This window comes from Amycolatopsis sp. WAC 04169, from assembly GCF_003947535.1.
GTDB lineage: Bacteria > Actinomycetota > Actinomycetes > Mycobacteriales > Pseudonocardiaceae > Amycolatopsis > Amycolatopsis keratiniphila.
In genome coordinates this window covers 329,342-341,118 of sequence record NZ_QHJI01000007.1, presented here as the reverse complement: position 1 = coordinate 341,118, position 11,777 = coordinate 329,342, and the positions used below count along the sequence as shown (strand labels likewise).

At 69.7% G+C, this 11,777-nt stretch carries 10 protein-coding genes; 6 read left to right on the top strand and 4 right to left on the bottom strand.

Annotated elements, in window-relative coordinates; translation table 11 throughout:
• Positions 1 to 319 precede the first annotated feature (319 nt).
• On the top strand, positions 320 to 1,903 hold the full coding sequence (locus tag DMC61_RS20875; protein ID WP_125690714.1) for an FAD-binding oxidoreductase: 1,584 nt from the start codon (positions 320 to 322) through the stop codon (positions 1,901 to 1,903).
• Here DMC61_RS20875 and DMC61_RS20870 read toward each other — a convergent pair.
• Positions 1,878 to 2,801: a LysR family transcriptional regulator gene (locus DMC61_RS20870; RefSeq protein ID WP_125690713.1), complete on the bottom strand. Its 924-nt coding sequence runs from the start codon at positions 2,799 to 2,801 to the stop codon at positions 1,878 to 1,880. The genes DMC61_RS20875 and DMC61_RS20870 overlap by 26 nt on opposite strands.
• Positions 2,802 to 2,921: 120 nt before the next feature.
• Between DMC61_RS20870 and DMC61_RS20865 the strand changes: the two genes are divergently transcribed.
• Together DMC61_RS20865 and DMC61_RS20860 are read left to right on the top strand one after the other, a co-directional pair.
• Positions 2,922 to 4,304, top strand: a complete 1,383-nt coding sequence (locus tag DMC61_RS20865) for a M20 family metallopeptidase (protein ID WP_199750051.1) — start codon at positions 2,922 to 2,924, stop codon at positions 4,302 to 4,304.
• On the top strand, positions 4,301 to 5,572 hold the full coding sequence (locus DMC61_RS20860) for an MFS transporter (protein ID WP_125690712.1): 1,272 nt from the start codon (positions 4,301 to 4,303) through the stop codon (positions 5,570 to 5,572). Before DMC61_RS20865 ends, DMC61_RS20860 begins: the two co-directional genes overlap by 4 nt.
• Positions 5,573 to 5,591: 19 nt before the next feature.
• On the opposite strand, the gene DMC61_RS20855 is transcribed toward DMC61_RS20860, so the two are convergent.
• Positions 5,592 to 7,175, bottom strand: a complete 1,584-nt coding sequence (locus DMC61_RS20855; protein ID WP_125690711.1) for an AMP-binding protein — start codon at positions 7,173 to 7,175, stop codon at positions 5,592 to 5,594.
• 80 nt (positions 7,176 to 7,255) lie between these two features.
• Positions 7,256 to 7,816 carry a TetR/AcrR family transcriptional regulator gene (locus DMC61_RS20850; RefSeq protein WP_072027447.1) on the bottom strand — a complete coding sequence of 187 codons (561 nt, stop codon included), beginning with the start codon at positions 7,814 to 7,816 and terminating at the stop codon, positions 7,256 to 7,258.
• 126 nt (positions 7,817 to 7,942) lie between these two features.
• On the opposite strand from DMC61_RS20850, the gene DMC61_RS20845 reads away from it, so the two are divergent.
• The 3 genes from DMC61_RS20845 (at position 7,943) to DMC61_RS20835 (ending at position 10,389) form a co-directional block, all read left to right on the top strand.
• A complete protein-coding gene (locus DMC61_RS20845; RefSeq protein WP_125690710.1) occupies positions 7,943 to 8,647 on the top strand; it encodes an alpha/beta fold hydrolase in 705 nt (234 codons plus the stop codon).
• Positions 8,648 to 8,724: 77 nt separating this feature from the next.
• Positions 8,725 to 9,369, top strand: coding sequence for a flavodoxin family protein (locus DMC61_RS20840; RefSeq protein ID WP_125690709.1), 645 nt, complete (start codon positions 8,725 to 8,727; stop codon positions 9,367 to 9,369).
• The gene (locus DMC61_RS20835; RefSeq protein WP_125690708.1) at positions 9,370 to 10,389 is read left to right on the top strand and encodes a LacI family DNA-binding transcriptional regulator; all 1,020 of its coding nucleotides are present in this window, start codon (positions 9,370 to 9,372) and stop codon (positions 10,387 to 10,389) included.
• A gap of 69 nt (positions 10,390 to 10,458) precedes the next feature.
• On the opposite strand, the gene DMC61_RS20830 is transcribed toward DMC61_RS20835, so the two are convergent.
• Positions 10,459 to 11,760 (bottom strand): protein kinase, encoded by a 1,302-nt coding sequence (locus DMC61_RS20830; RefSeq protein WP_125690707.1) that lies wholly within the window; start codon positions 11,758 to 11,760, stop codon positions 10,459 to 10,461.
• Positions 11,761 to 11,777: the final 17 nt, after the last annotated feature.

Here is an 11,777-nt window from a genome sequence, read left to right as displayed (position 1 = left end):
TCAAGATGTTTTTACATCGTTGATACAACGTTGTAAAGCGTCGAAGGCGTCGAATCGGTCGTGGGCGAAAGAGCTGTCCGGTGTGTCAGGCGATCGTCGGGGCGCCGTCCGTGAAGGCCTCCTTCCCTACTCTCAAGGTGGGAAAGGAGGCCTTCACTACCTCTGCGGGCTGCTGCTGCCAGTAGTCGCAGTAGGGATGCGAGGGCTCCTTCGTGTCAAGTACCCGCAGCGTGTCCACTGTCCCGGGGTGCTCTATGCGTTGACACGGTAACTGACTGATAAGTAACTTACTAGCGAGTCAGATCGAACGGAGGCGACGATGCCGGCCGAGGAGCGTTCGTGGTGGGGCTGGGGCACCACCGACGGCGAACTGTCCAAGGAAGAGTCCGACGCGCTGGTCGCCCGCACGTCGGGAGTGCTGCCCGGCCACGACTTCACCGATCACGCGCCGCCGGATCCCGCGGATCTCGGCCTCCCGGCGCCGAGGATCCGGCCGCCCGCCACGCTCGCCGCGTTGTGCAGTGACGGACCGGTCGACCGGTTGTCCCACGCCCGCGGCAAGGCGTTCCGCGACGTCGTCCGCAATCTGCTCGGACGGCTCGACCACGTCCCGGATCTGGTCGCCCGCCCGCGCACGGAACAGGACGTCGTCGACCTCCTGGACTGGTGCACGGCCTCCGGTACCCCGTTGATTCCTTACGGCGGCGGCAGTTCCGTGGTCGGCGGGGTCGAGCCGCGGTTCGACGGCCCCGCGGTTTCGATGGATCTGGCCGGTCTCGGCGAGGTGCTCGAAGTGGACACGGTCAGCCGCGCGGCGCGGATCCAGGCCGGGATCTTCGGACCGGCGCTGGAAGACCGGCTTCGCCCGCTGGGGCTGACCCTGCGGCATTTCCCGCAGTCGTTCGCCCATTCGACGCTCGGCGGCTGGCTCGCCACCCGTGCGGGCGGGCATTTCGCCACCCTCGCCACGCATATCGACGATCTCACCGAATCGCTGCGCGTCGTCACACCCGCCGGGATCAGCGAATCGCGGCGCCTGCCGGGCTCGGGCGCGGGTCCCTCGCCGGACCGGATGTTCCTCGGCTCCGAGGGGACGCTCGGCGTGATCACCGAAGCCTGGATGCGCCTGCAGGACCGGCCGGTCTGGCAGGTGACCGCGTCCGTCGCCTTCGAGCGGCAGGAAGACGCCGTCGCCGCCACCCGCGCGATCGCGCAGTCCGGGCTGTACCCGTCGAACTGCCGTCTGCTCGACCCGGCGGAGGCGTTCATCAACGCGGGCGCGAGTGTGGGCGGCGGTCTCCTGCTGGTCGCGTTCGAATCCGCCGATCATCCGGTCGACACTTGGCTCGACCGTGCGCTCGAACTGACCGCGGGCCACGGCGGTGTGGTGAAAGCCAGGCGCAGCAAGGACTCCGCCGGTCAGGACAGCGCATCGGCCTGGCGATCGTCCTTCTTGCGGATGCCCTATCAACGCGACGCGCTGGCCCGCCGCTCGCTGATCGTGGAGACCTTCGAAACCGCGTGCACGTGGGACGGCTTCCCGGAGTTCCACGACGCGATCACCTCGGCGGCCCGCGCCGCGATCGACGCGGTGTGCGGCGGCGCGGGTGTCGTCACCTGCCGTTTCAGCCACGTCTACCCCGACGGCCCCGCGCCCTATTACGGGATCTACGCCGCCGGGCGCTGGGGGAGCACGGTCGCCCAGTGGGACGACATCAAGGCCGCCGTCTCCGAGGCGATCGCGGGCCACGGCGGCACGATCACCCATCATCACGCCGTCGGCCGCGATCACCGGCCCTGGTACGACCGGCAGCGTCCCGACCCCTTCGCCGCCGCGATCACCGCCGCCAAGTCGGCGCTCGACCCGGCGGGAATCCTCAATCCGGGAGTGCTGATCGGCTGACCGGAGGCTGGACGAACGACGTCAGCAGCGCGGTGAACCGCATGGCGGCCAAGGACAACGTCCGCCCCGCCATGGTCTGCACCTGGGCTTCGCGTTTGCGGAACACGGCGTTGTCGAGCAGCACGTAGGCGACCCCTTCGGTGGCCGCGTCCCGCTCGATGTCACCCAGTCCGCCGACCAGGGCGATCCCACCGCCGCAGCGGACGAACTCGTACTTCGGGCTCAGTTCGTTGCACTCCAGCACCGGATGCGCCGTGAGGTTGTCGATCCGCGCGGCGATGTCGAACAGGTCGCGCAGGCTCTGTCCCGGCGCCGGCAGCGCCAGCGGATGCCCGCACAGTTCGGCGAGTCCGACGGAGTCACGGCTGGTCAGCGGATGACCGAGCGGCACGATCGCGTACACCGGGACGACGACCGCGCTCTCGACGCGCACGCCGTGCTGCGGCCCGGTCGCGAACGTGACGGCGACGTCGGCCGCGCCTTCGAGGACCCGGCGCGTCGCCTCGTCCCTGGTCACGACGTCGATGTGGAACGTGACGTCGTGGTCGCGCCGGAAGGCGGCGATGGCCTGCGGGACCACGCGGCGGGCGAATCCCTCGGAGCACGCGACCGTCAGGGACCGGGCGTGCAGCCCGCGGCCGGTGCGGAGTTCGTCGACGAGAACGGCGGATTCCGCCTCGCTGCGGCGGACGTGGTCGAGCAGCCGGGTGCCGGCCTCGGTCGGCACCATGCCCCGCGGATGCCGGACGAACAACGGCACCCCGATGCCCGCTTCGAGTTTGGCGATCTGACGGCTGATCGCCGAGGGGGCCACCGTTAGTTCCGTCGCCGCCTCGGACACCGAGCCGGTGCGGGCGACTTCGAGGAAGTACGTCAGCGCGATCGGCAGTAGTCGCATCAGGGCTCCGCAGGTTTGCCGCAATGAGAACGCGGAGCACGGTAAACGGCAATGGTCAGAGTGCGCAAACCGACTTACGCTCCTCTGCGACACTCGACGAGCGAATCGGGAGACAACGCGGTGATCCCAGCGGAACTGGTCACGAAAGCCCACGAGCACGTCGACTCCGGCGCGTTCTTCGCCGAGCTCGCCGAGCTCGTCCGATATGCGACGGTGAGCGATCATCCGAGCGGCCGCGTTGCCATCAAGGCATACCTGGACGAGGTGCTGACCCCCGCGCTGACCGCGCTCGGCTGTTCGGTGGAGACATACCCGAACCCGGACCCGGACGGCGGGCCGTTCCTGATCGGCACCCGTATCGAGCGCCCGGAGCTGCCGACCCTCCTGTGCTACGGCCACGCCGACGTCGTCGACGGGCACGAGGGCCAGTGGAGCGAAGGTCGGGATCCGTGGACGCTGACCGCCGACGGCGAGCGCTGGTACGGCCGCGGTTCGGCGGACAACAAGGGACAGCACCTGATCAACCTGACCGCGCTCAGGCTGCTCCTCGCCGAAACGGGTTCGCTCGGCTTCAACCTCAAGTTCCTTTTCGAGACCGGGGAGGAGATCGGCTCGCCGGGCCTCGACGAGTTCGTCGAGGCGAACCGGGAGGCACTGAGCGCCGACGTCCTCATCGCGTCCGACGGCCCGCGCCTGGACGCGGCGACACCGACGGTGTTCCTCGGCGCGCGGGGCAGCGTCCGGATCGCCCTCGACGTCGATCTCCGCCCCGACGCCTACCATTCGGGGAACTGGGGCGGAGTCCTGCGCAATCCCGCCACTACTCTCGCCGGGGCGATCGCCTGTCTCGTCGACGGGCACGGCCGCGTCCAGGTGCCGGAACTCCTGCCGCCCGAGCTCCCGGACAGCGTCCGTGCGGCGCTCGCGGACCTCGAGATCGGGAACAAGCCAGGTGATCCGGCGCTGGACGACGGCTGGGGCGACACCGCCCTGACCGCGGCCGAGCGGCTGTACGGGTGGAACACGCTCGAAGTCCTTTCGCTCGGCGCGGCCGACATCGACCGTCCGGTGAACGCCATCCCCGGCCGCGCCCGGGCGATGCTGCAACTGCGCTACGTCGCCGGGACCGACGTCGACGGTGTGGGCGAAGCGATCACTAAACACCTTGCCGCGAACGGGTTTTCGATGGTCGACGTGACCGCCGAGGGCAGCTTCCTCGCCAGCCGCACCCCTGTCGACGACCCGTGGGTCGGCTGGGCGAAGAGCGTGCTCGACGAGGTTGCCGAACAGCGGGCGGCGATCCTGCCGAGCTTCGGCGGGGGACTGCCGAACCACGTGTTCACCGACCTGCTCGGCCTCGCGACGTTGTGGCTGCCGCACTCCTATCCCGGCTGCCTGCAGCACGCGCCCGACGAGCACCTGCTCGCGCCGATCGCCCGCGAAGGCCTCGTCCTCGCCACGGCACTGTTCCACGCGCTCGGGCGGCGCGGGGAGGGGGCATGACGACCGGCCGGACGGTGGCCAAGCCGCGCACGCCGTCGTCCACGCGGCGGGCGATCGCCGCGGCGACCATCGGCAACGCGCTCGAATGGTTCGACCTCGGCGTGTACGCGCTGATGGCGGCCTACATCGGCAAGACCTTCTTCCCCGGCGGGAACGCCGCCGTGCAGCTCGTCCAGGCGTACGCGGTCTTCGGCATCACGTTCCTCGTGCGCCCGCTCGGCGGTCTGGTGCTCGGTGCCTACGCCGACCGGTTCGGCCGCAAGAAGGCGCTGGTGCTGACCATCTGGCTGATGGTCATCGGGACGTTCCTGCTCGCGGTGATGCCGGGTTACGCGACGATCGGGTTCCTCGCGCCGGTCGGTGTGATCGTCGCGCGGCTGATCCAGGGATTCGCCGCGGGCGGGGAATTCGGGGCGGCCACGTCGTTCCTGATCGAACAGGACGACCGTCGCAAGGGTTTCCTCGGCAGTTTCCAGTTCGCCAGCCAGGGTTTCGCGACGCTGATGTCCGCCGGATTCGCCGCCGGGCTGACCGCTTCGCTCAGCGCCGACGCGATGACGTCGTGGGGCTGGCGGATCCCGTTCGTCTTCGGGTTGCTCGTCGGGCCGGTGGGCTACTACATCCGGCGTCACGTCGACGAACCCGAAGTCGCTCAAGAGAAACAGTCGACGCCGGTCCGGACGCTGTTCCGCTTCCACTGGGGCGGCCTGCTGATCGCCGGCGGAGCGCTGGTCGTCTCGACCTCGTTGAACTTCATCCTGCAGTCACTGCCGACGTTCGCGATCAAGAACCTCGGCCTCGACGACTCGCTGTCGTTCGTCGCCCTGATGATCACCGCGGCCATTCTGACCTTCGTGACACCGATCGTGGGACTGCTCACCGACCGGCACGGCCGCATCGGGATCATGATCGGGGCCGCGGCGGTGATCGGGGCCGGTGTGGTGCCGTTGTATCTGTGGGTCACCACGTCGCCGTCGTTCCTGACCCTCACGGTGACCATGACGATCCTTGGCCTGTTGAAGGCCATCTACTTCGGCGCGCTTCCCTCGGTGATGGCCGACGTCTTCCCGGCCCACACCAGGGCGACGGGGCTTTCGTTCGCCTACAACGCCACCGTCGGGATCTTCGGCGGATTCACGCCGACCATCGCGACCGCGATGATCGCTGCCACCGGATCGCCGGTATCGCCCGGTTATTACCTCTTGGCCACAGCGTCGCTGAGCATTGTCGCGCTGGTGGCGGCGAATCGGCGGCGCGGGATTCGCTGACCGGTGGCGAAAGCCCCTTTCACAACTCCCGCAACAAGTACCGCTGCAGCTTCCCGCTCGGATTGCGCGGCAACGCCTCGATGAACCGCACGCGCCGCGGATACTTGTACGGCGCCGCGGTCGCCTTCGCGTGGTCCTGTAAGGCTTTCACGAGATCCGTGCCGGGTTCGGCGCCGAGCCGGGGGACGACGAACGCGGTGACGACCGAACCGCGATCCGGGTCCGGGGTGCCGATCACGGCGCATTCGTCCACGTCCGGATGGGTCAGCAGGACTTCCTCGACCTCCGGGGCGGCGATGTTGTAGCCCGACGAGATGATCATGTCGTCGCTGCGTGCGACGAACCGGAAGTAGCCGTCGGCGTCGCGCACGTAGGTGTCGCCGGTGAAGTTCCAGCCGTCGCGGACGTAGTCGCGCTGGCGCGGGTCTTCGAGGTAGCGGCAGCCGGTGGGGCCGCGCACCGCCAGTAACCCGGGCGTGCCGTCGGGCACGGGCGAACCATCGATGTCGAGGACGGCCGCCTCGTAGCCGGGTACGACCTTGCCGGTCGCGCCGGGACGGGCGTCGTCGTCGGCGGCGGAGATGAACACGTGCAGCATTTCGGTGCTGCCGAGCCCGTCGATGAGCGGCCGCCCGACGATCGCCCGGAACTGCTCGGCCACGGGAGCGGGAAGCGACTCACCCGCGGACACGGCCCGGCGCACTCCGGCCAGCAGCCGTCCGTCGCCGGCGTTCAGGATCGCGCGGTACGCGGTCGGGGCGGTGAAGAGGACGGTGACGCCCTTCTCGGCGACGATGGCGGCGAGTTCCGCCGGGGTGGCGCGTTCGACGAGCAGCGTCGCCGCCCCGGCACGCAACGGGAAGACCAGCAGGCCGCCGAGGCCGAAGGTGAAGGCCAGTGGTGGTGTGCCGCAGAAGAGGTCGTCGGACGTCGGGCGCACGACGTGCCGGGAGAACGTGTCGGCGATCGCGAGCAGATCGCGATGGAAATGCATGGTCGCTTTCGGCGAGCCCGTCGTGCCGGAGGTGAAGGCCAGCAGGGCGACGTCGTCGGCCGCGGTCGGGACGTCGGCGAACGTCACCGGATGCCGTTCCGCGCGGGCGGCGAGTTCCGTTCCGTACGCCACGACGGGCAGATTGGGCGGGAGTTCGTCCATCAGGCGCTCGTCGCAGACGGCGAGCGCGGGCTTCGCGCGGCCGACGATCTTGTCGAGTTCGGTCCGTCGCAGCATCGGCATGGTCGTGACGGCCACCGCGCCTGCCTTGAGCACGGCCAGCCACACCGTCGCGAGCCACGGGGTGTTGGTGCCCCGCAGCAGCACGCGATCGCCTGGGACCACACCGAATTCGGCGACCAGGACGTGGGCGACGCGGTTGGCGCGGGCCAGGACTTCGCCGTATGTCCACGTTTCGGTGGGGGAGAGCAGGCAAGGCCGGTCCGGACCGAGCCGGGCGACGGTGTCGTCGAGCAACGCGGTCGCGGCGTTCAGCCTGTCGGGATAGCGGAGTTCCGGCAGGGCGAAGACGAACTCCGGCCATTGATCGGCGGGAGGCAGCCGGTCACGGCAGAACGGGTCGACATGCGCGCTGGGAGAAAGCCTCATCGTCGCCGCTCCTCGGTCCGGCCGTGCCCCCTCCCGCGAAGGTAGCACTTGTTACGACCGTCGAGAAGACGCGATGAAGCTCAGCCCGCGACGTCGGCCACCGCTCGCGCCAGGGTGGTTCGCACGGTCTCGGGGTCGTCGAGGTTCCCGCCGTGGAGGGCGCCGTCGCGGAGGAGGACGAGCGTGCGGGCGGCGTGCTCGGGGTCGGCGTGGCCCGCGTCGCGCGCCAAGTCGCGAAGCACGCCGAAGAACCAGTTCCGGTGGTCGTCGATGACCTGCCGCACCTGGTGTGCGCGATCGGGGTATTCGGCGGCGGCGTTGAGGAACTGGCAACCGCGGAAGTCGTCGTCGAGTGTCCGGTCGCCGATGATGCCCAGTGCGGCGAGCAGTGCTTCGCGGGCGGGCTTCCCTTGCGTCACCGCGCCGACGCCCGCGCGGATCCGTTCGCTCGTGGTGCTCAGGTAGGCGGCGACGAGGTCGTCCTTGGTGGGGTAGTGGCGGTAGAACGTCGCCCTGGTCACGGCCGCTTCGGAGACCAGGCGCTCCACGCCGACGGCATGGATGCCCTCCGCGTAGAAGAGCCGCGACGCTGTCTCGAGCAGCCGGATCTTCGGGTGTACGTCCCGGTCGACAGTCGGCATCTTTCAACTCTAGAGAAAGAACGGTCATTCCACTAGGTCGTCTTCGTCACGTTGCGGAAGGCATCCCGTGGCGCCATGGTTGAGGCAGAAAGACCGATCATTCTCCCTGGCTCTGAAGGAGCAGCAATGAGCAACCAGAAGCCCACCATCGTCCTGGTCCACGGTGCTTTCGCCGACTCGTCCAGCTGGAACGGAGTCGTCCCGAAGCTGCGTGAGCAGGGCTATCGCGTGCTGGCGGCGTCGAACCCGCTGCGCGGCATCGAGTCCGACGCGGCCTATGTCGCCGACGTCGTCAACGGAGTGGACGGCCCCGTGGTGCTGGCCGGGCACTCCTACGGCGGCGTGGTGATCAGCCGCGCGGCCACCACCGCGCCGAACGTCAAGGCGCTCGTCTACATCGCCGCCTTCCAGCCGGAGGCGGGGGAGAGCGTGTTCGAACTGTCCGGCCGGTTCGAGGGCGGCAAGCTCGGCCCGGACACCACGAACGTCCTGGCCGCCCAGGGTGAGCTGTCGATCAAGCCCGAGAACTTCTCGGACGTGTTCGCGGCCGACGTCCCCGCGGAGACCGCCGACGTCATGGCGGTCACCCAGCGTCCGGTCACCGAGCGCGCGCTCGGCACCCCGTTCGACGGCGAGCCGGCGTGGAAGAACCTGCCGTCGTGGGCCCTGATCGCCGAGCAGGACCACGCGATCCCCGCCGCCGCGCAGGCGTTCATGTCCGACCGCGCCGGTTCGGAGGTCACCAGGGTCGACGCTTCGCACGCCGTCTCGGTCTCGCGGCCGGACGTCGTCGCGGAGGTCATCCTCGCGGCGGCCGCCAAGGTCGCCTGACCTCGGTCGCTTGACAGGTGAAACCCTCCCCGGAGAGACTGAAAAAGCGTTTTTGCAGTCTCTCCGGGGAGAACCACGTGAAGGTCTTGGTGCTCGATTCGAGCCCGCGTCGTGAAGGCAATTCCTGGGCTCTCGCGCAGGCTTTGGGCAAAGGTGCGGAGGAGGCCGGGCACACGGTCGACTTCGCCCGGCTCTCCGATTTCGTCGAGTCGCCGCTGGGGGACTGCCGTGACTGCCGGCTGAGCGATCGGTCGTGCGGCATCGGGGACGGCTACGAGCGTCTGCTGTTCGATCAGGTGCTCCCGGCGGACGCGATCGTGTACGCGACACCGCTGCATTGGTACGGCATGACCGGGCGGCTCAAGTCGTTCTTCGACCGGCTTTTCTGTTACACCTCCGGCAGTTCGCCGCACACCGCCGACGTCGTGCCGGGGTTGATGGGCAAACGCGCCGCGGTGCTGATCTCCTGCGAGGAGAGCTATCGCGGCGCGACGCTCGGCCTCGAGGCCCAGTTCCAGGAACTCACCCGGTATCTGCGTCAGGATCTCGCCGGGATCGTGGTCGGCGTCGGCAACAGCCGGGGCGAGGTGGAACGCGACCCCGCCCGGCCGTTGGCGGCGGCGGAGGACCTCGGCCGTAGGCTGGGCGACGCCCATGTCACCGACTATCGGCTGGACACCGACCGGCCGAACCGCGTCTGGGGACCGCCCGTGGAGGCCTGAGTGTCGCCGACCATCCGTGACGTCGCCGCCGCCGCGGGGGTTTCGATCACCACCGTCTCCCACGTGCTCAGCGGACAGGGGCGGATCTCCGAGCAGACCAGGCAGCGGGTCGCGCGGGCGGCGGCCGACCTCGGCTATCAGGCGAGTGTGCACGCGCAGCAGCTGGTCACCCGGCGCAGCCGCACGCTGGCGATCCAGCTCGCGAACTCGGTCGACGCGAGCAGCGCCTGCGCGCTCGTGCCCAACTCGGACTACTTCCTCGAAGTGCTCAACGGGGCGGCCGAGACCGCGTCGAAACGGTCGTACGCCTTGCTGCTCGCTCCGACGGACGCCGACCTCGACCGGCTGAACGCCTTCGCCGTCGACGGCGCGATCCTGGTGGATCCCCGTGGCGACGAACCTTTCTTCGCGACCGGCTGGTGCCGCGACCGGCCTCTGGTCACCGTCGGACGGCCGATGGCGGCGCCGTGCCCGGTGCCGGTCGTCGTCGACAACGACCTGGTCGCGGCCGCCCGGCTGATGCTGGATCACTTGGCGGACAACGGTTACGAGCGGCCGGCGATGATCACCACCGACACCCGCCGGTCGTACGCGGCGGATCTGGTCACGGGCTACACCGGCTGGCTGGAGGACCGGGGACTGGAGCCGGTGGTGGTCGAGATCGACGAGCCGCCGACCACCGAAGGCACGGCGGAGGCGCTGGGCAGGCTGCTCGACCGCCCGGTGCGTCCGGACGCCGTCTTCACGACGTCGGAGAACCTCGCCCTCGGAGTGCTGCACGAGGCCCGCCGGCGACGGCTCGCGGTACCCGGCGGGCTCGGGATCTGCAGTGCGGTCGACAGTGGTTCGCTGCGGCTCGTTTCGCCGCAGGTGACCGGGATGTTCGTGCATCCCCGTGAGGTGGGTGGCCGCGCGGCCACGGCGTTGATGGACCTCGTCGAGGGCGCGGCCCCGGACGGCGAGCCGCACCGGATCGAAGTCCCCGTGCGCCTGAACGCGCGGGAATCCACCACCCGCTAGCATGCGTTTAGTCCTCTGAATGCGGTCCTTGGACGGGCAACTACCGCATTCAGAGGACTAAATGCATGCTCAGGAACTCCGGCACACCGCGACCGGCGTGTCCCCGCCGTCGTCCTCGGTGGTCGCGATGAAGCCGAACGTGGTCGTCCCGCCGGCGGGCAGTACCGCGTTCCAGTCCAATTCGGACACTCGTACGCGATCGCCGTCCTGCACGAGGGAACCGTTCCACAGATTGGCGATACGGGTGCCGGGTGGCAGCGTCCAGCTGACCTCCCAGCCGGTGAGCCGGGTGTCCTGGGCGTTGCGCACGGACACGCGGATCTCCGAGCCGCCGGGCCAGCGGTTGGCGATCTCGTAACGCGCTTCGCACACCGGCTTCGCGGCCGACGGCGAAGGCGCCGCCACCGGGGCGACGGCATCGGGTGCGTCGTCGTCGAACAGCAGGATCCCCGCCAGGACACCTCCCGCCACCACCACGCCGCCCGCGATGGCGATCGGCAAGCGCGATCGGCGGTCAGGTGCGGGAAGCCGTTTGGTGCCGGCCAGGATCGCCGGACGGCCGTCGGCGACGGCGGCGAGCATCCGTTCGGCCTCGGCCATGTCCGGCCGCTCCGCGGGATCGCGCCGGAGCATGCGCAGCAGGACGTCCGTGAGCGGGCCGGTGGTGTGCGGCGTGACGATCTCGCCGCGGGCGACCCGTTTGAGGAGCGCGATCTGGTTGGCGTCGGTGCCGAACGGCGGCGCGCCCTCCAGCACGGTGTAGAGCGTGGAGCCGAGCGAGAACACGTCCGACGGATAGCCGGGTTCCTCACCGTCGGCGACCTCGGGGGAGAGGTACGCGGGAGTGCCGACGACGAGCCCGCCGCCGGTCATGGTCCCTTCGCCCGTGGCGTGGGACAGGCCGAAGTCGGCGATCTTCGCCTGCCCGTCGCCGGTGATCAGGATGTTGTTGGGCGTCACGTCGCGGTGCAGGATCCCGGCGTCGTGCGCGGCGGCCAGCGCCGAGGCGATCCGCGCGCCGAGTTCCGCGACCCGGCCGGCGGGGAGCGGGCCGTCGTCCGCGAGGAGGTCCGTCAGCGGCCGCGACGGCAGGTATTCCATGACCAGGAACGGTGTTCCGTCCTGCTCCACGACGTCGTACACGGTGACGGCGTGCGGATGCTTGAGCCGCGCGGCGACCCTCGCCTCCCGCATCGCGCGCACGATCGACCGGAACGGCGCGCCGTCCGGCGAGGTGTCCGGCAGCATCTGCTTGAGCGCCACCGTCCGGTCGAGCCGCTCGTCCCGCGCCCGCCACACCACGCCCATCGAGCCCCGGCCGACCTCGCGCTCCAGCCGGTAACGTCCGGCAATGACGGCATCCCGGTTCACGGACGCAACTGTATCCG

What these genes read in the sequence shown, in the direction of transcription:
- DMC61_RS20875 (WP_125690714.1), top strand. Translation starts at nt 320, where the DNA reads ATGCCGGCCGAGGAGCGTTCGTGGTGGGGCTGGGGCACCACCGACGGC.
- DMC61_RS20870 (WP_125690713.1), bottom strand. Translation starts at nt 2,801, where the DNA reads ATGCGACTACTGCCGATCGCGCTGACGTACTTCCTCGAAGTCGCCCGC.
- DMC61_RS20860 (WP_125690712.1), top strand. Translation starts at nt 4,301, where the DNA reads ATGACGACCGGCCGGACGGTGGCCAAGCCGCGCACGCCGTCGTCCACG.
- DMC61_RS20855 (WP_125690711.1), bottom strand. Translation starts at nt 7,175, where the DNA reads ATGAGGCTTTCTCCCAGCGCGCATGTCGACCCGTTCTGCCGTGACCGG.
- DMC61_RS20850 (WP_072027447.1), bottom strand. Translation starts at nt 7,816, where the DNA reads ATGCCGACTGTCGACCGGGACGTACACCCGAAGATCCGGCTGCTCGAG.
- DMC61_RS20845 (WP_125690710.1), top strand. Translation starts at nt 7,943, where the DNA reads ATGAGCAACCAGAAGCCCACCATCGTCCTGGTCCACGGTGCTTTCGCC.